The organism is Micromonospora sp. HUAS YX12 (assembly GCF_040215685.1).
Classification (GTDB): Bacteria; Actinomycetota; Actinomycetes; order Mycobacteriales; family Micromonosporaceae; genus Micromonospora; species Micromonospora tulbaghiae.
In genome coordinates this window covers 17,894-35,412 of sequence record NZ_CP157974.1, presented here as the reverse complement: position 1 = coordinate 35,412, position 17,519 = coordinate 17,894, and the positions used below count along the sequence as shown (strand labels likewise).

Sequence of the window (17,519 nt, the reverse complement as noted above, 5' to 3'; positions counted from 1 at the left end):
TCCGCCCCCCGCTACCGGTGGGTAGCGTCCCGGGCATAACACACGTGCGCCCGGCGTTGTCACATGTCAGGATTGCTGTCACGCGCCGAAAACTCTCGGCGTTGCACATAACGGACAGGAGGCGCAGTTTGCGCGAGCAGGAGACCTTCCATCCCTACACCGACGACGAGCTCGACGCCACCACCGGCGAGTACGAGCTGTCGGAGCGGCAGGCGCTGCGGCGGGTCCCCGGCCTCTCCACCGAACTCACAGACATCACCGAGGTCGAATACCGCCAGCTCCGGCTGGAGCGGGTCGTCCTGGTCGGGGTCTGGACCGAGGGCACCCAGTCCGACGCCGACAACAGCCTCACCGAGCTGGCGGCGCTGGCCGAGACGGCCGGCTCGCAGGTGCTCGAAGGGCTGATCCAGCGTCGCCACCGGCCCGACCCGGCCACGTACATCGGCCGGGGCAAGGTCGACGACCTGGGCGCGGTGGTGCTGTCCACGGGCGCCGACACGATCATCTGCGACGGTGAGCTGTCGCCGTCGCAGCTGCGCAACCTGGAGCAGCGCACCAAGGTCAAGGTGGTCGACCGGACCGCCCTGATCCTCGACATCTTCGCCCAGCACGCCAAGAGCAAGGAGGGCAAGGCGCAGGTCGAGCTGGCCCAGCTCGAATACCTGCTGCCGCGCCTGCGCGGCTGGGGCGAGACGCTGTCCCGGCAGACCGGTGGTAGCGGCCGCGGCGGGGGCGCCGGCGGCGGCGTGGGCCTGCGTGGTCCCGGTGAGACCAAGCTGGAGACCGACCGGCGGCGCATCCGCCACCGCATCGCGCGGCTGCGCCGCGAGATCAAGAGCATGGCGACGGTACGCCAGACCAAGCGCGCCCGGCGTACCCGTAACGCGGTGCCCGCGGTGGCCATCGCCGGCTACACCAACGCCGGCAAGTCCAGCCTGCTCAACCGCCTGACCGGTGCGGGCGTGCTGGTGGAGAACGCGCTGTTCGCCACGCTGGACCCGACCACCCGCCGGGCCACCACGTCCGACGGGCGGCTCTACACGCTGTCCGACACGGTCGGGTTCGTCCGGCACCTGCCACACCAGATCGTCGAGGCGTTCCGCTCGACGCTGGAGGAGGTCGCCGACGCCGATCTGGTCGTGCACGTGGTCGACGGCACGCACCCGGATCCGGAGGAGCAGGTCCGGGCGGTACGCGAGGTGCTCGCCGAGGTGGGCGCCGACCGGCTGCCGGAACTCCTGGTGGTGAACAAGACCGACGCCACCGACGAGGAGACGATGCTGCGGCTCAAGCGGCTCTGGCCGGACGCGGTCTTCGTCTCCGCCCACAGCGGGCGCGGGATCGCCGAGATGCGCGAGGCCGTCGAGCGGCGGCTGCCCCGGCCGGCCGTCGAGGTGCGCGCGGTGCTCCCGTACGACCGGGGTGACCTGGTCGCCCGGGTGCACCGGCAGGGTGAGGTGCTGAGCACCGCGCACCTGCCCGAGGGCACGCTGCTGCACGTGCGGGTGGGGCAGGCGCTCGCCGCCGAGCTGGTCCCGTTCGCGGGTTGACCACGTCTCCTGTGGTGCCTCCAAACAGGTGGGGAGGCACCACAGGAGCCTCTTGCATCAGACGCAGTCGCTGGGGGCGCTGCTGTACCGGTAGAAGGCGTAGCTTCCGGTCGAGAAGTAACCGTAGGAGTTCAGGCCGCTGTTGTAGCCGTTCCGAATCATGTCGAAGGTATGCACGGATCCGTTGTACCTGACCCTGATCTGACCCTCGCCGAGATCACCCACCTGTGCGAGCTTGTTGTCCGCGCGACCGAAGGTTCCGGTTCCGACGACGCCGTCGGCACTGAGGCCATAGCGTCGCTGCCAGTCCTTCGTTGCATACTCTGTATTCGGGCCGAAGTCGCAGTCGATGTCGCTGGCGTCGAAGGCGGAGCCGTCGCTCTCCTTGGCTCCGTCGGCCCAGAGGATGTATTGCCAGAGGCCGGTCGCTCCACTGCGCGTGTGTGAGCTTCTGGAAACTGTGCCCTCGTCACCGAAATCGTCGGTGACGGCCCCCGATCCTGCCACGAAACCCTGGCTCGTATTAGCATGGGCTGGTGCGACGAATCCGATGATGCCGACTGTGGTGGTGAGGGCAGCGGCGAGCAGCTTTTTCCTAAGGCGCATTAAGCTTCCAATCCTCGTGTGTGAGGTGACCTGCGTGCCGTGATGATTCTTATTCTTTGTGTAGGCGCATGTCAATGAGGTAGTCCCCGTGTTAGGCGCTTCGTCCGGAAAGCCGATTTTGTGTGGACTGGCTAACATTCTGGGCTTAGGGCCCTGCCGTGCCGCCCCCCGCCACGGGACATGCGACACTGTGCGTCATGCGCCACGTTGTCTTCCCGGTCACCCTCGCGCTGGGAGCGCTTGTCGTGCCGGTCTGGGCCGCCCCGGCGGCATCTGCGGCTCCGGTGCTCGCTGCGGCTCCGAAGAAGAAGTGCACGGTCGAGGACAAGCGGCTGCGGGAGCTGTCCGGTCTGGTGGCGACGTCCAGTGGTTACGTGGTCATCAACGACGGGACGGACGACGACAGCCTAGAGCGGGTCTTCTACCTGAATGAGAAGTGCAAGGTCTCAAAGGAGCTGCGCTACTCGGCCGACGGGCCGTTGGATACCGAGGATTTGGCGCTCAGCCCCGACCGGAAGACGTTGTGGGTCGCCGATACCGGCGATAATATCACCAGCGCAAAACGCCGGGAACGAGTAGCGGTGTGGTCGGCCCGGATCGACGGTTCCAAGCAGTTGGTTTTGCACCGTCTCGCTTATCCCGACGGTAAGCCGCGTGATGCGGAAGCGTTGTTGATCGACGACAACAACAGACCGCTGATCATCACCAAGGTTCCCGCCGGGCCGGCGGAGATATTCACGCCGGCAGAAAAGCTGCGGAGTGGCGATACCGAGCCGGCGAAGATGAAGAAGATCGGTGAGGTCGCGCTGCCGAGGACCACGACGGACAATCCACTCAAGGCTAGTGGTCGAGTGACGGTGACCGGCGCGGCCCGCTCGCCCGACGGCAGCAAGGTGACCCTTCGCACCTATGCGGACGCCTTCGAGTTCGACGTGACCGGGGGTGACATCGTCACCGCTCTGACTACCGGCAAGCCTCGCGTCACCCCACTGGCCGACCCCTTCGGCGAAGCCATCTCCTACACCCCCGACGGCAAGTCGTTCGTCACCGTCTCGGACGGGGGCATTTTCGAGGCCACCGACCCAATCCACGTCCTCAGCTACACCCCGTCGACCACCGGCGCCGAGGCACTGCCGAACGGCGGCAAGGCCGACACCAAACCGTCCGCCGAGAAGTCCTGGCTCGAAGGGCTCTCGCTCGACGAGATCACGTACCTGATCGCGGCCGTCGGGGTGCTCGGCGCGCTCCTGGTCGGCGCGGGTGTCTTCGGCATCCTGCGAGCGCGGCGCAAGCCGGCGCCCCGGGCGCCCGCCGACGAGCCCGAGCGCAGCGGCGAGTTCCCGGTGAACAACGGCTTCCCGTCGGGCGAACGGCCGGACGCCCCGCGCGGCGGGGTCTACGGCGGCGGTCAGGGCGGCGTCTACGGCGGCGCGGCCAACGGCGACCGCCCGGCGTCCGGGGGTGTCTACGGCGGTGGCCGGCCGGGCGGCGGCGTGTACGGCGGCGGCCCCCAGGACGGTGGCCGTGGTCAGGGCGGTGGCCGTCCTCCGGGCGGGGCCCGTCCGCAGGGTGGCGGCGTCTACGGCGGTGGCGGCGCCCCGGCCGGCGGCGGAGGGCGCGGTGGCGGCGTCTACGGCGGCGGAGGCCAGGGCGGACCGGGCGGCGGCGCGGGCCAGGGCGGCCCCGGCCGTGGCGGCCCGGGTGGCGGCGGCCAGGGCAGTCCGGGCCGCGGTGGCCCGGGTGGCGGCTACGGCGGCGGCCCGGGCGGCGCGGGATACCGCGGCCAGCCGAACGGCGGCGGACCGCGTGGGGACGGCGGCCGGGCCGAGCCGCCGCGTCGCGGCCAGGACCCGCGTGGCGGGCGCCGCGACGACGGCTACGACGACCGGGGCCGGTACGGCCCGGTGTCCGGCGGCGGCCGGGAGTACCGCGGCGACCGCTACTGAGACGACACGGAAAAGGGGTGACCGGCGACGGTCACCCCTTTTCGCTGCTGTCGGTCAGATGCGGCGCAGCACCGCCACCACGCGGCCCATGATGGTGGCGTCGTCGCCGGGGATCGGGTCGAAGGCCGGGTTCTGCGGCATCAGCCAGACGTGCCCGTCGCGGCGCCGGTAGGTCTTCACCGTCGCCTCACCGTCGAGCATGGCGGCCACGATGTCGCCGACCTCGGCGTTCGGCTGCTGCCGGACGACCACCCAGTCGCCGTCGCAGATCGCCGCGTCGAGCATCGAGTCGCCCTTGACCTGGAGCATGAAGACCTCGCCCTCGCCGACCAGCTCGCGGGGGAGGGGAAAGATGTCCTCCACCGCCTGCTCGGCCAGGATCGGCCCACCGGCGGCGATGCGACCCAGCATCGGCACGTACGCCGGGGTGGGCCGCTGCGCGCGGGCCGCCTCGTCGTCCGCCTCGCCCGGCGCGCGGACGTCGACGGCGCGCGGCCGGTTCGGGTCGCGGCGCAGGAAGCCCTTCTTCTCCAGCTCCTTGAGCTGGTAGGCGACGCTGGACGGGGACACCAGCCCGACCGCCTCGCCGATCTCGCGCACGCTCGGCGGGTAGCCGTGGCGCTCGACCCAGGTGCGGATGAACTCCAGGATCCGCCGCTGCCGGGCGGTCAGGTCGACTGTCGCCGGGTCGGGGAAGCTGCTCACCACCGGGGTGACCGGACGCACCGCCGCGGGGGCGGTGCGGCTGCGGGCGGTGCGGGGGCGACGGGTCGCCGGCGGACCCGCCCCGTCGTTCGGCTGCGGGTTCTTCTGCCGGCTGGCCCGGTCCTCGGTCACGTCCGTCCCTCCCTGGTCGGCGCTGGGGTGCCTCGTCGGCTCGTGGTGCGTGTGGTCTGACCGTATAGGTGAGATCGGCCATTTTCAAACATCTGTACGACCTGCTGTCGGCGTGTCGCGCCGAATTCCTGGATTTCCGAACTGGTGTTCTGATAGAAGGGTACGCCGCTCGAACGGATGTTCCATCCCGGCCGCCCGTGACTAGCACGGGAGGCCGTCCGTTGGGCTCCTCGGCGGCGTCGCGCCGGGCGTGATCCTGACGACTCGCCGGACACGCCCGTCAACTTGACCTCGCTTGGGGTTCGGCATACGGTCGACCCCTAGATGTAGTAGTCACACGGGCGTAAGTTGCCTACAGGTTGGGTTCAACTACCGAACGCACTCCCGCACCGCGCACTCGGCGACGGTCATCGGACGATGGCCCCGCCGGGCCGACGCGTGCCCGGGAGCCGGTAGGTGTGCCCGCGATCGACGGAGGAGGTCGGGCGAATGCGGTGTCCGTACTGCCGGCACGCCGACTCCCGGGTGGTCGACTCGCGGGAGGCCGACGACGGCCAGCTCATCCGGCGGCGACGGTCGTGCCCGGAGTGCGGCAAGCGGTTCACCACCGTCGAGGAGGCGGTGCTCGCGGTGGTCAAGCGCAGCGGGGTGACCGAGCCGTTCAGCCGTACGAAGATCATCGGTGGGGTGCGCAAGGCGTGCCAGGGGCGGCCGGTCGACGACGACTCGATCGCGCTGCTGGCACAGAAGGTCGAGGAGACCGTACGGGCCAAGGGGGCGGCCGAGATCCCCAGCCACGAGGTGGGCCTGGCCATCCTCGGCCCGTTGCGTGACCTCGACGAGGTGGCCTACATGCGGTTCGCCAGCGTCTACCGGTCCTTCGACTCGCTCGCCGACTTCGAGCGCGAGATCGAGACGCTGCGGGCCGCCGCGCGCGCCCGGGAGGGCGCCGGTGCCGGTGCGGCGGACGCCGCCGGCGCGATCAGCTGACATTTTCGGGTTTCTGACAGGTATACGAGGCGCGGTGGGTGACCGTGCCGACGAGGGGGGCGAGGGCGTGACGACCAGCAAGTCACGGAACAAGGCCGGGGCGGGGCTGAAGATCGAGCGCGTCTGGACGACCGAGGGGGTGCATCCCTACGACGAGGTCGCCTGGGAGCGCCGCGACGTCGTCATGACGAACTGGCGGGACGGCTCGATCAACTTCGAGCAGCGCGGGGTGGAGTTCCCCCAGTCCTGGTCGGTGAACGCGGCGAACATCGTGACCACCAAGTACTTCCGGGGTGCGGTGGGGACCCCGGAGCGGGAGTGGTCGCTGCGGCAGCTGATCGACCGGGTGGTCGACACCTACCGCACCGCCGGTGAGGAGTACGGCTACTTCGCCACCCCGGCCGACGCCGAGGTGTTCGCGCACGAGCTGACCTGGATGCTGCTGCACCAGGTGTTCAGCTTCAACTCGCCGGTGTGGTTCAACGTCGGCACGCCGTCGCCGCAGCAGGTCAGCGCCTGCTTCATCCTGTCGGTCGACGACTCGATGGACTCCATCCTCGACTGGTACAAGGAGGAGGGGCGGATCTTCCAGGGCGGCTCCGGGGCCGGGGTCAACCTGTCCCGCATCCGTTCCTCGAAGGAACTGCTCTCCTCCGGCGGCACCGCATCCGGCCCGGTCAGCTTCATGCGCGGCGCGGACGCCTCCGCCGGCACCATCAAGTCCGGTGGCGCCACCCGGCGCGCGGCCAAGATGGTCATCCTCGACGTCGACCACCCGGACATCGAGGAGTTCGTGGCGACCAAGGCGCGCGAGGAGGACAAGATCCGCGCGCTGCGCGACGCCGGGTTCGACATGGACCTGGGCGGCGCCGACATCGTCAGCGTGCAGTACCAGAACGCCAACAACTCCGTCCGCGTCTCGGACGAGTTCATGACCGCCGTGGAGAACGGGGGCGGCTTCGACCTGCGCGGCCGGCTCGACGGGCAGACCATCGAGACGATCGACGCCAAGAAGCTGTTCCGCACCATCTCCCAGGCCGCCTGGGAGTGCGCCGACCCGGGCCTGCAGTACGACGACACCATCAACGACTGGCACACCTGCCCGGAGACCGGGCGGATCACCGCGTCGAACCCCTGCTCGGAGTACCTGCACCTGGACAACTCCTCGTGCAACCTGGCGTCGCTGAACCTGATGAAGTTCCTGCGCGCCGACGGCGGCTTCGAGGTGGAGAAGTTCGTCAAGTCGGTCGAGTTCGTCATCACCGCGATGGACATCTCGATCTGCTTCGCCGACTTCCCGACCGAGAAGATCGGTGAGACCACCCGCGCCTACCGGCAGCTCGGCATCGGGTACGCCAACCTGGGCGCGCTGCTGATGGCCTCCGGCCTGCCGTACGACTCGGAGCAGGGCCGGGAGGTGTCCGCCGCGATCACCTCGCTGATGACCGGCACCGCCTACCGCCGTTCCGCCGAGCTGGCCGGCATCGTCGGACCGTACGACGGCTACGCCCGCAACGCCGAGCCGCACAAGCGGGTCATGCGCAAGCACGCCGCCGCCAACGACGCGATCAAGCCGACCGGCACCGTGGCCACCGCCGTGCAGCGCGAGGCGACCAAGCAGTGGACGCTCGGCAACAAGCTCGGTGACAAGTTCGGCTGGCGTAACTCGCAGGCCAGCGTGCTCGCCCCGACCGGCACCATCGGCCTGATGATGGACTGCGACACCACCGGCGTCGAGCCGGACCTGGCGCTGGTGAAGTTCAAGAAGCTGGTCGGCGGCGGCTCGATGCAGATCGTCAACCAGACCGTGCCGCGTGCCCTGCGCAGCCTCGGCTACCCCGAGGAGCAGGTCGAGGCGATCGTCGAGCACATCGCCGACCACGGCCACGTGGTGGACGCCCCGGGCCTGAAGCCGGAGCACTACCCGGTCTTCGACTGCGCCATGGGCGAGCGCTCGATCGCGCCGATGGGTCACGTGCGGATGATGGCGGCGGTCCAGCCGTTCATCTCCGGCGCCATCTCCAAGACGGTGAACATGCCGGAGCAGGCCACCGTCTCCGACGTCGAGAAGATCTACTTCGAGGGCTGGAAGCTCGGCCTCAAGGCGCTGGCGATCTACCGGGACAACTGCAAGGTCGGCCAGCCGCTGTCGGCGGCCAAGCCGGGCAAGAGCACCGTCGAGACCCGGACGCCGGCCGCCGAGCCGGAGAAGGTCGTGGAGAAGGTCGTCGAGTACCGCCCGGTGCGCAAGCGGCTGCCGAAGAAGCGCCCGTCGGAGACCATCTCGTTCTCGGTCGGCGGCGCGGAGGGCTACCTCACCGCCTCGTCGTACCCGGACGACGGCCTCGGCGAGGTCTTCCTCAAGATGTCGAAGCAGGGCTCGACCCTGGCCGGCGTGATGGACGCCTTCTCGGTGGCCATCTCCATCGGTCTCCAGTACGGCGTCCCGCTGGAGACGTACGTCAGTAAGTTCACCAACATGCGCTTCGAGCCGGCCGGCATGACCGACGACCCGGACGTGCGCATGGCCGCCTCGGTGATGGACTACATCTTCCGTCGCCTGGCGCTGGACTTCCTGCCGTACGACCGCCGCGCCGAGCTGGGCATCTTCACCGCCAAGGAGCGGGCCGCCCAGCTCGCGGCCGAGGCGGAGGCGGAGGCGAGCGGTGCGGACCTCACCGCGATGGCCGCCTCCGCCCCGGTCGAGGCGCCCGAGCCGAGGACCGGCGCGATCGCGCAGCCGGCGCTGGAGATGGCCGACGCCGCGGCCGTCAAGCCCGCGCCGTCGGTGGGTTCCAGCACCGAACTGCTGGAGGCCGTGATCGGCAAGGCCGCCGACGCGCCGCTCTGCTTCACGTGCGGCACGAAGATGCGGCCCGCCGGTAGCTGCTACGTCTGCGAGGGCTGCGGCTCCACCAGCGGATGCAGCTGACATCGGGCTGAGTTCCACTGGAGAGCGACCGCCCGATCCCGTAGGGGTCGGGCGGTCGCTGCGGCAGGGACGTGGTGTCGCCTGCCGACGTGACGACCGGCAAGCGGGATCCGGACCGGCGTGGGGACGGTATAGGATTTCTGCTCCTGCGCGGAACGGGGCCGTGTTCGGCCGGTCGCGCCGCTTCGGCCTCGCCGGGCGCCGTGGCGTCCGGGATGAAGGGTGGACACCCCGGATGCACCAGCGGATCCTGCTGCGCGCCCGCAAGGGCCCGTTCGACGTCGTCACCGCCGAGGAGACCTACGAGCGGGACTGGATCGGCAAGAACAGCGGCAACCTGGTCTTCAGCCACGCCGCGCACAAGCTGCTGGCCACCTCGGCGGCGGAGATCACCCCGTCGCGGTTCCGGGCGGACCCGCGCGATGCCGACGAGATCAACGAGAAGTACGACGTCTTCGTGATCCCGCTGGCGAACGCGTTTCGCCACGACTACGTGAACCGGCTGGTGTCGATGACCCGGCTGATCGAGCGGCTCAAGATCCCGGTGGTGGTGCTCGGGGTCGGGGTGCAGACCGACGTGGACGGCGACCGGGAGTACCTGCGCCCGATCGACGAGCCGGTGAAGGCGTTCTGCCGGGCGGTGCTGGACCGGTCGCACAGCATCGGCGTACGCGGCGAGATCAGCGAGAGCTACCTGCGTACGCTGGGTTTCTCCGCCGTCGAGCAGATCGGCTGCCCGTCGATGTTCCTGCACGGCGACAGCCTCCGGGTCGAGAAGGCGAAGGCGACCCTGGGCACCGAGGATCGGCTCGCGTTCGTCATCTCGCCATACGTCCGCGCGCTGGCCCCGATCGTGCGCCACCACCACCAGCGCTACCCGAACCTGCGCTACCTGGCGCAGGGCCACTACACCCTCGGCACCCTGCTCTACGGCGACGCACCGACGTTGCGCGGCAAGACCGACGACATGCCGATCCACACCTCACACCCGCTCTTCGTCGAGGACAAGGTGCGGATGTTCGTGGACCCGTGGCCCTGGATGGAGTATCTCTCCGGATTCGACTTCGCCTTCGGCACCCGGATCCACGGCACCATCACGGCGCTGGTCTCCGGCACTCCCGGGTATCTCCTCGCACACGACTCGCGCACCCTGGAACTGGCCCGCTACTTCGACATCCCGCACCGGTTGATGCGCGACGTGCCGGCCGACGTCGACGCCGCCCGGCTCTACGAGGAAGCCGACTACACGGCCCTGAATGAGGGCCACAAGGAGCGCTTCGCGCGGATCACCGCGTTCCTCGCCAGGCACGACCTCGGCCTTTCGTTCGCCGACGGGGACAGCGCCACCCGCTTCGACGAGCAGGTCCGCCGAACCGTCTACCCGCAGGCGGTCCGGCCGGCCTCCGCCTACACCGCCGAGGAACTGCTGGCGCGCATGCAGTGGCTGCGGGACGAGAACCGGACGCTGCAGCAGAAGCTCAAGGCACCCCGCGCGCAGCCAGTACGCGAGCTGGTCAAGCAGGCGGTGGGCCGCCGGGTCCGCCGGATGCTGTCGCGCTGACCGTCGTGGACGCGAGCTGGGATGCTCGGGGGATGAGCACGACCGACATCTATCGGGTCTTCGCCGAGCGTGAGACGCGCGGCGTGTCCCCGGCGTACGAGCGGTTGTCGCAGGCGGTGGCCGGTGACCCGGAGCTGCTCGCCCTGCTCGACACGCTGCCGCCGGCCAAGCGCCAGCCGAACCTGCTGTTCGGGGTGGTGCGGCTGCGCGGCGGGCCGGTGGACGACCCGGCGGCGTTCCGCGCGTACGTGATCGCGCATTGGCCGGACGTCGCGGCGCAGATGCGGGTGCGGGCGACGCAGACGAACGAGGCCGGGCGTTGCGCGGTGCTGCTGCCGGTGCTCGCCGCGTTGCCGCAGCCGCTGGCGTTGCTGGAGGTGGGCGCGTCCGCCGGGCTGTGCCTCTACCCCGACCGGTACGCGTACCGCTACGGCGACCGGCGGCTCGGTGACGGCGGGCCGGTGCTCGACTGTGAGCTGACCGGCACGCAGCCGCCGGAGCGGCTGCCGGAGGTGGTGTGGCGGGCCGGGCTGGACGTGAACCCGCTCGACGTCACCGACCCGGCCGACGTGGCGTGGCTGGACGCGCTGATCTGGCCGGAACACCGGCACCGCCGGGAGCGGCTGCGCGCCGCGGCGGCGGTCGCGGCGGCCGACCCGCCGCTGCTGGTACGCGGTGACCTGGTCGACGACCTGCCGGCGCTGGCGGCGCAGGCCCCGGCCGGGGCGACGCTCGTGGTGTTCCACAGTTCGGTGCTCTACCAGGTGCCGCCGCCACGGCGGGCCGCCTTCACCGCGCTGGTCCGGACCCTGCCCGGCCACTGGATGGCCAACGAAGACCCCTCAGTGCTGCCCCACGCCGATCTGCCGGAGCCGCCCGCCAACGGTTTCCACAACGTCCTGGCCCTGGACGGCAGCCCTCTGGCGTGGACGACAGGCCACGGCCAGTCCCTGACCTGGTTCCGCTGACCCACCCACCCCACTCGCCCCGTCCGCGGCGATCATGAAGTTGACGGTGCGACACGCCGACGCGGCGGCCGTCAACTTCATGGTCGACGAAGGCGGGCGGGGCGAGGGCGGACAGGCGTTGACTAGGGTCGGCGGGCGTGACCGAACCTGCCTGGCTCGCCGAGACGCGCGCCGCCTATGACACAGTCGCCGAGGACTACGCGCGCCTGCTGCCCGACGTCGTGGAACCGCCGCTGGACCGGGCCCTGCTGGCCGCGTTCGCCGAGACGGTCGGGCCGGGCCGACCCGTGCTGGAGGTGGGCTGCGGCACCGGCCGTGTCACCGCCCATCTGCACCGGCTCGGCCTGGACATCGGCGGGGTCGACCTCTCGCCCGGCATGGTGGCGGTCGCCCGGCGGACGTACCCGGACCTGCGCTTCGAGGTCGGCTCGCTGACCGAGCTGGCCGTGCCGGACGGATCGCTGGCCGGGCTGGTCTCCTGGTACTCGGTCATCCACCTGCCACCGGAGCTGCTGCCCGAGGTGTTCGCCGGTTTCCACCGGGTGCTCGTCCCGGGTGGTCACCTGCTGCTCGCGGTGAAGGCCGGCGACCGGCTCGACCGACGGAAGCAGGCATACGGCCACTCCGTCGCCTTCGACGTCTACTGGCTGTCGCCGGAGCGGCTGGCCGCGCAGCTCACGGCGGCCGGGTTCGCGGTGTCGGCGACGACGGTCCGCGCGCCGGTCGGCGGGGAGCGGCAGTCCCAGGCGTTCCTGCTCGCACAGCGTCCGGCCGGCTGAACTGTCCGGCACCACGGAACACAGGCGACTCGGTCGGCACTGGGCGTGAGGGCGGGGCGGCGAAGAGTGGTCGCTCTGGCTAGGGTTGACGATCTCGGCGGAGGGAGACGTCACGTCATGCGCACCCGGATGCTCCTCGCGTCGACGCTGCCGCTGCTCTGGGGTGCGGTCGTCGGCTGGTGGACCCCGCGCGGCCCCGGCACCGTGGGTACGGCACTCGCCTCCGTCGCGGTGAGCCTCGCCGTCGGGCTGGCCGCCGGATGGCTGGTCCGGTCCCGCTGGTTCATGCTCGCCGCGCCGGTGATCTTCGCCGTGGCTGTCGAACTGGTCCGGCTGCGGCTGCGCGGGCCCACCGTCGACCGTCCGCACCTGTCCGGCTTCGGCGTCGTGGCGCTGCTCGCCGGCCGGGGCGTACACGGGCTGCTGACCTTGTTGCCGCTGCTGGTCGGTGCCGCCTACGGCGCCGGCCTGGCCCGCCGCCTCGACGCGGTGCCGCCGCGCCGGCCGGTGCCGCGCTGGCTGGGCCGGGTCGGCGTCGGTCTGCTCGCCGCGTTGCTCGCGCTCGTCACCGTCGGCGCGGCCGTGCCGGGCCGCACCGACCCGATCCCCGGCGGCATCGCCCGCTTCGACACCGTCGACTCCTCCGGGCGCGAGCTGGGCCTGCTGATCCGGGGTACGGACCGCAGCGCTCCGGTGCTGCTCGTGGTGCCCGGGCCACCCGGCGGTTCGGAGATCGGCGCGGTCCGTCGCCACCTGCCCGAGTTGGAGCGCCGCTTCGTGGTGGCCGTGTGGGACCGTGCCGGCGGGCCTCGGTCCTGGTCGGGGTTCCGCGCCCCGTCCGGCTGGCGCCTGGACGACGAGGTGGACGACCTGGTCGCGGTGGCCCGGCACCTGCGGGAACGGCTGGGCCGGGATCGGATCCACCTGGTCGCGCACTCCGGTGGCACCATCGCCGGCCTGCTTGCCGTGCGACAGCACCCGGAACTGTTCGCCGCGTACGTGGGCGTCGGGCAGGTGGTGAGCCTGCGCGAGGCCGACCGCAGCCAGTACGCCGACACCGTGGCCTGGGCCCGCCGCACCGGCCGGACGGCGCTCGCGGACCGGATGACCGCGCAGGGCCCGCCGCCCTACCGGGACGTCTGGGCGTACGAGCCGTTGCTGGCCAACGAGGCCGGGGCCTTCCCGGTCGACCGGGAAGGCGCGAGCGAGGACGAGACCGGGACCGTCGGCAACCTGGGCGTCTCCGAATACAGCCCGCTGGAGAAGGTGCACCTGTTCGGTTTCCTGGACGGCTGGGACGTGCTCTACCCACGGTTGCAGGAGATCGACTTCCGGCGTGACGTGCGGCAGCTCGCGGTGCCGGCGTACTTCGTGGACGGCGCGCAGGAGGTGCCGGGCCGGCTGCGCCTGTTCGACGAGTGGTACGCGCAGCTACAGGCGCCGCGCAAGGACCACCTGGTGATCCCGCGCGCCGGGCACCGTTCGATGTTCGAGCGGCCCGAGGCGTTCGTGCCGTACCTGGAACGCCTCCGGACCGACGGCGGCCCGGGCGGCGACTAGGGCGGGCCGGGCGTCCGTAGACTTCAGCGGTGCGTGACGAGCTGGCGGGACGGCCCCTTACCGAACCGCACCCGTCGCGGCTGTCGCCGGATCACCCGGGGCGGGAGCGCATCCTGGCCGCGCACGCCGCCGCCCTGGCCGCCGGGGAGGCCGGCTACCTGGACCCGGAGACCGGGCTGTTCGTGCTCAGCGCCGGGTTCCTGGCCCGGCGCGGCACGTGCTGCGGGCGAGGCTGCCGGCACTGTCCGTACGTGGCCGATTAGGGGGCTTCCGTCCCCGCTGGGGCACACCGTACGGTGTCCGACGGAACTCCGGCGGGTCGGACCCGCCGCCGACCGCGGAGGTCTCCCGTGCGTGCCCGTATCTGGCTGGCCGTCCCGGCCGTCCTGCTCGCCGCCGCCTGCGCCGAGGAGGCGCCGACCGACGGCGGGCCGCCGGCCCCGCCCCCGCCGGTCCCGGTCGCGGCGGCGTCCTCCGGCGGGGCGTGCCGGCTGCTCGACTTCGCGGTGATCGCCGAGCACACCGGCGGCACGTTCGACGTGGCGGCGGCCACCGAGCGGGGCGACACCCACACGTGCGTGGTCCGCGCGGCCGGGGCGGTGCTGCCGGAACTGACGCTGTCGGTGACCGAGACGTCGATCGACGCGGCCACGTTCGCCCTGGACGTGCAGCCGAGCGGCGCGGCGAAGATCAGCAAGCTGGGCAAGGCCGCCTACCGGCGCACGCTGCCCAAGACCGCGAAGTCCGGCCCGGCCGCCGAGGTCGGCTGGCTGGCCACCGAGGGACGGCTCGCGACCCTGCGCTGGACCGCCCCGGCCGGCACCGCGAAGGCGGAGGCGGACAAGACGGCCGGCAAGCTGGTCACGCTGGCCAAGGTGATCGACACCCGGCAGCTTTAGCCGGGAGCCGCGTCAGCGGGCCGCGACGAACACCCGGGACGCCACCTCGCGGGGCAGGCGTACCCGATCGCCGGAGCGGTCGATGGAGACGGCGTCGCGCTCCTGCGCCACCGTCACGGTCGCGCCCGGGTCGACGCCGGCGGCGTGCAACTGCCGGAGCACGTCCGAGTCGGTCTGCACGCTCTCGCAGATCCGCCGCACCACGACCGGGCCGGACAGGCCGGGGAAGGCCAGGTTGCGCTCGCCCTCGACGGCGTCGGCAGGCGCCTGGCCCGGGTCGCCCAGCTCCGCCAGGCCCGGGATCGGGTTGCCGTACGGCGAGCGGGTCGGGCGGTTGAGCAGGTCGAAGACCCGCTTCTCCACCGCGTCGCTCATCACGTGCTCCCACCGGCAGGCCTCTTCGTGGGCCTCCTCGTAGGGCATCCCGATCACGTTCACCAGCAGCAACTCGGCCAGCCGGTGCTTGCGCATCACCGACACGGCGGTGTTGCGGCCCTGCGGCGTGAGAGTCAGGTGCCGGTCGCCCTCGACGGTGAGCAGGCCGTCGCGCTCCATGCGGGCGACGGTCTGGCTGACGGTCGGACCACTCTGCTTCAGCCGCTCGGCGATGCGGGCACGAAGCGGCGGCACCCCCTCCTCCTCGAGTTCGAGGATGGTGCGCAGGTACATCTCGGTGGTGTCAACAAGGTCGTGCTTCACGTCTGCGGCCTCCTGGGCTCCGATGGTACCCGCTCCCACCGACCATCGGCGCAGGCGAAGCCGGAGGTGGCGGGCCGAATGGTGTTGACTGGCCGCATGCCCGCCACCGCAGACCTGCTGGTCGAGCCCGACCGGCTCGCCGCCGAACTCGATCACGCCGACCCGCCGGCCCTGCTCGACGTCCGCTGGCGGCTGACCGGCCCGCCCGGGCGCGCCGACTACGCGGCCGGCCACCTGCCCGGCGCCGTCTTCGTCGACCTGGACACCGAGCTGTGCGGGCCGCCCGGCGCCGCCGGGCGCCACCCGCTTCCGGACCCGGCGGCGTTGCAGGCCGCGCTGCGGGCCGCGGGCGTCCGCGCCGGTCATCCCGTGGTGGTGTACGACGGCGGCGACGGCATGTCCGCCGCCCGCGCCTGGTGGACGCTGCGCTGGGCCGGGCACCGGCAGGTCCGGGTGCTGCACGGCGGCTTCCCGGCCTGGACGGCTGCCGGCCTGCCGGTCGACACGAGCGTGCCCGCCCCGGCGCCCGGCGACGTGACCGTGGCGCCCGGCGCGTTGCCGGTGCTGGACGCCGCCGCTGCCGCCCGGCTCGCCGCCGCCGAGCCCGGCGTGCTGATCGACGTACGCGCCGCGCCGCGCTACCGGGGCGAGCACGAGCCGGTCGACCCGGTCGCCGGGCACGTGCCGGGCGCGGTCAACCTGCCCGCCCCGGAGTACGTCACGCAGGGCCGGTTCCCCGGCGCCGAGGCGCTCCGGGAGCGGTTCGCCGCCGCCGGGGTGGACCCGGACGCGCCGGTCGGCGCGTACTGCGGATCCGGGGTGACAGCCGCGCAGGCGGTACTCGCGTTGCACCTGGCCGGCCGTCCGGACGCCGCGTTGTACGTCGGGTCGTGGAGCGAGTGGGTGGCCGGCCCGGACCGTCCGGTCGCGACCGGCGGCACGTCCGGCCGGTGAGCGCACGACTGGTGGGCGCGCCCCGGGCCGCGTGCGACGATGGCCGCATGGCCGACGACACGGTGGTGGTGTGGGACGAGGGTCTCCTCGCCTACGACATGGGCGACCATCCCCTCGACCCGGTCCGGGTCGAGCTGACCATGGCGCTCGCCCGCGAGCTGGGTGTGCTGGACCGGCCCGGCGTGCGGCTGGTCAAGCCCGAACCGGCCGACGACGCGCTGCTCACCCTCGTACACGATCCGGCCTACCTGGACGCGGTCCGGTCCGCGCCGCGCGACCCGCTGTTCGCCGGCTTCGGTCTGGGCACCTCGGACAATCCGGTCTTCGACGGGATGCACGAGGCGAGCGCGCTGATCGCCGGCGCCACGACGGCCGCGGCCGAGGCGGTGTGGCGCGGCGACGCCCGGCGCGCGGTGAGCGTGGCCGGCGGGCTGCACCACGCGATGCCCGCCCGGGCCGCCGGCTTCTGCGTCTACAACGACCCGGCCGTGGCCATCGCGCGGCTGCTCGACCTCGGCGCGGAGCGGATCGCGTACGTGGACGTGGACGTGCACCACGGCGACGGCGTGCAGGAGATCTTCTACCGCGACCCGCGGGTGCTCACCGTCAGCCTGCACGAGACGCCGCTCGCGCTGTTCCCCGGCACCGGGTTCCCGGACGAGACCGGTGGCCCGGGCGCCGAGGGCACCGCCGTCAACGTGCCGCTGCCGCCGGGCGTGGGCGACGCCGGCTGGCAGCGGGCCTTCCACGCGATCGTGCCGTCGGTGCTGCGCGCGTTCCGGCCGCAGGTGCTGGTCACCCAGTGCGGCGCCGACGGGCACCGCAGCGACCCGCTGGCCGACCTGCACCTGTCCGTGGACGGGCAGGCGGCCACCTACCGCACGCTGCGGGCGCTCGCCGACGAGCTGTGCGACGGCCGCTGGGTCGCCACCGGCGGCGGCGGGTACGCGCTGGTCGAGGTGGTGCCCCGGGCCTGGACGCACCTGCTGGCGGTCGCCACCGGCGAGCCGGTCGACCCGGCCACGCTCACCCCGCCCGGCTGGCGGGAGCTGGCCGCGCGGCGGCGACCCGGGCACGAGGTGCCGTTGCGGATGACCGACGACGTGGACCCGTCGTACCAGCCGTGGCAGCCCAGCGGAGAGCCGAACGCGGTGGACCGGGCCGTCGCGGCCACCCGCAAGGCGGTCTTCCCGCTGCTCGGGCTCGATCCGCACGACCCGCGCGACTGAGCCGGCGGC

Annotated in this window: 15 protein-coding genes; 12 read left to right on the top strand and 3 right to left on the bottom strand. The window is 72.1% G+C overall.

The window, feature by feature from the left end; all coding sequences use genetic code 11:
- Window positions 1-128: 128 nt before the first annotated feature.
- A complete protein-coding gene (hflX, locus tag ABIH81_RS00180; RefSeq protein WP_349878357.1) occupies window positions 129-1,550 on the top strand; it encodes a GTPase HflX in 1,422 nt (473 codons plus the stop codon).
- 57 nt (window positions 1,551-1,607) lie between these two features.
- Here the strand turns inward: hflX and ABIH81_RS00175 are convergent, their stop codons facing one another.
- On the bottom strand, window positions 1,608-2,156 hold the full coding sequence (locus ABIH81_RS00175) for a peptidoglycan-binding domain-containing protein (RefSeq protein ID WP_349878356.1): 549 nt from the start codon (window positions 2,154-2,156) through the stop codon (window positions 1,608-1,610).
- A gap of 197 nt (window positions 2,157-2,353) precedes the next feature.
- Here ABIH81_RS00175 and ABIH81_RS00170 point away from each other — a divergent pair, with 197 nt between their 5' ends.
- Window positions 2,354-4,102: a hypothetical protein gene (locus tag ABIH81_RS00170; protein ID WP_349878355.1), complete on the top strand. Its 1,749-nt coding sequence runs from the start codon at window positions 2,354-2,356 to the stop codon at window positions 4,100-4,102.
- Window positions 4,103-4,156: 54 nt separating this feature from the next.
- On the opposite strand, the gene lexA is transcribed toward ABIH81_RS00170, so the two are convergent.
- Entirely contained in the window at window positions 4,157-4,939 is a 783-nt protein-coding gene (gene lexA / locus ABIH81_RS00165; protein ID WP_091419896.1) for a transcriptional repressor LexA, read from the bottom strand.
- A gap of 489 nt (window positions 4,940-5,428) precedes the next feature.
- On the opposite strand from lexA, the gene nrdR reads away from it, so the two are divergent.
- The 8 genes from nrdR (at window position 5,429) to ABIH81_RS00125 (ending at window position 14,628) form a co-directional block, all read left to right on the top strand.
- Window positions 5,429-5,929, top strand: coding sequence for a transcriptional regulator NrdR (gene nrdR / locus ABIH81_RS00160; protein ID WP_013284751.1), 501 nt, complete (start codon window positions 5,429-5,431; stop codon window positions 5,927-5,929).
- A gap of 34 nt (window positions 5,930-5,963) precedes the next feature.
- Window positions 5,964-8,861, top strand: coding sequence for a vitamin B12-dependent ribonucleotide reductase (locus ABIH81_RS00155; protein ID WP_349878352.1), 2,898 nt, complete (start codon window positions 5,964-5,966; stop codon window positions 8,859-8,861).
- A gap of 235 nt (window positions 8,862-9,096) precedes the next feature.
- Window positions 9,097-10,422: a polysaccharide pyruvyl transferase family protein gene (locus ABIH81_RS00150; RefSeq protein WP_349878351.1), complete on the top strand. Its 1,326-nt coding sequence runs from the start codon at window positions 9,097-9,099 to the stop codon at window positions 10,420-10,422.
- Between the two features lie 32 nt (window positions 10,423-10,454).
- Entirely contained in the window at window positions 10,455-11,390 is a 936-nt protein-coding gene (locus ABIH81_RS00145; protein ID WP_349878350.1) for a DUF2332 domain-containing protein, read from the top strand.
- A 137-nt stretch (window positions 11,391-11,527) separates the two neighbouring features.
- Complete coding sequence (locus tag ABIH81_RS00140) at window positions 11,528-12,169, top strand: class I SAM-dependent methyltransferase (protein ID WP_349878348.1); 642 nt, start codon at window positions 11,528-11,530, stop codon at window positions 12,167-12,169.
- Between the two features lie 117 nt (window positions 12,170-12,286).
- Window positions 12,287-13,729: an alpha/beta hydrolase gene (locus tag ABIH81_RS00135; RefSeq protein ID WP_349878347.1), complete on the top strand. Its 1,443-nt coding sequence runs from the start codon at window positions 12,287-12,289 to the stop codon at window positions 13,727-13,729.
- 29 nt (window positions 13,730-13,758) lie between these two features.
- The gene (locus tag ABIH81_RS00130; protein WP_071096262.1) at window positions 13,759-13,992 is read left to right on the top strand and encodes a DUF5522 domain-containing protein; all 234 of its coding nucleotides are present in this window, start codon (window positions 13,759-13,761) and stop codon (window positions 13,990-13,992) included.
- An 87-nt stretch (window positions 13,993-14,079) separates the two neighbouring features.
- The gene (locus ABIH81_RS00125) at window positions 14,080-14,628 is read left to right on the top strand and encodes a hypothetical protein (protein ID WP_349878345.1); all 549 of its coding nucleotides are present in this window, start codon (window positions 14,080-14,082) and stop codon (window positions 14,626-14,628) included.
- 12 nt (window positions 14,629-14,640) lie between these two features.
- On the opposite strand, the gene ABIH81_RS00120 is transcribed toward ABIH81_RS00125, so the two are convergent.
- Window positions 14,641-15,297, bottom strand: a complete 657-nt coding sequence (locus tag ABIH81_RS00120) for a metal-dependent transcriptional regulator (protein WP_349881259.1) — start codon at window positions 15,295-15,297, stop codon at window positions 14,641-14,643.
- A 126-nt stretch (window positions 15,298-15,423) separates the two neighbouring features.
- Here ABIH81_RS00120 and ABIH81_RS00115 point away from each other — a divergent pair, with 126 nt between their 5' ends.
- The gene (locus ABIH81_RS00115; protein ID WP_349878343.1) at window positions 15,424-16,281 is read left to right on the top strand and encodes a sulfurtransferase; all 858 of its coding nucleotides are present in this window, start codon (window positions 15,424-15,426) and stop codon (window positions 16,279-16,281) included.
- Between the two features lie 47 nt (window positions 16,282-16,328).
- Window positions 16,329-17,510, top strand: a complete 1,182-nt coding sequence (locus ABIH81_RS00110; protein WP_349878342.1) for an acetoin utilization protein AcuC — start codon at window positions 16,329-16,331, stop codon at window positions 17,508-17,510.
- Window positions 17,511-17,519 lie beyond the last annotated feature (9 nt).

Bases quoted from the DNA above. Each gene is read 5' to 3' on its own strand.
- ABIH81_RS00110 (WP_349878342.1), top strand. From the start codon at position 16,329: ATGGCCGACGACACGGTGGTGGTGTGGGACGAGGGTCTCCTCGCCTAC.
- ABIH81_RS00145 (WP_349878350.1), top strand. From the start codon at position 10,455: ATGAGCACGACCGACATCTATCGGGTCTTCGCCGAGCGTGAGACGCGC.
- ABIH81_RS00175 (WP_349878356.1), bottom strand. From the start codon at position 2,156: ATGCGCCTTAGGAAAAAGCTGCTCGCCGCTGCCCTCACCACCACAGTC.
- ABIH81_RS00150 (WP_349878351.1), top strand. From the start codon at position 9,097: ATGCACCAGCGGATCCTGCTGCGCGCCCGCAAGGGCCCGTTCGACGTC.
- ABIH81_RS00115 (WP_349878343.1), top strand. From the start codon at position 15,424: ATGCCCGCCACCGCAGACCTGCTGGTCGAGCCCGACCGGCTCGCCGCC.
- nrdR (WP_013284751.1), top strand. From the start codon at position 5,429: ATGCGGTGTCCGTACTGCCGGCACGCCGACTCCCGGGTGGTCGACTCG.
- ABIH81_RS00135 (WP_349878347.1), top strand. From the start codon at position 12,287: ATGCGCACCCGGATGCTCCTCGCGTCGACGCTGCCGCTGCTCTGGGGT.
- ABIH81_RS00120 (WP_349881259.1), bottom strand. From the start codon at position 15,297: ATGTACCTGCGCACCATCCTCGAACTCGAGGAGGAGGGGGTGCCGCCG.
- ABIH81_RS00170 (WP_349878355.1), top strand. From the start codon at position 2,354: ATGCGCCACGTTGTCTTCCCGGTCACCCTCGCGCTGGGAGCGCTTGTC.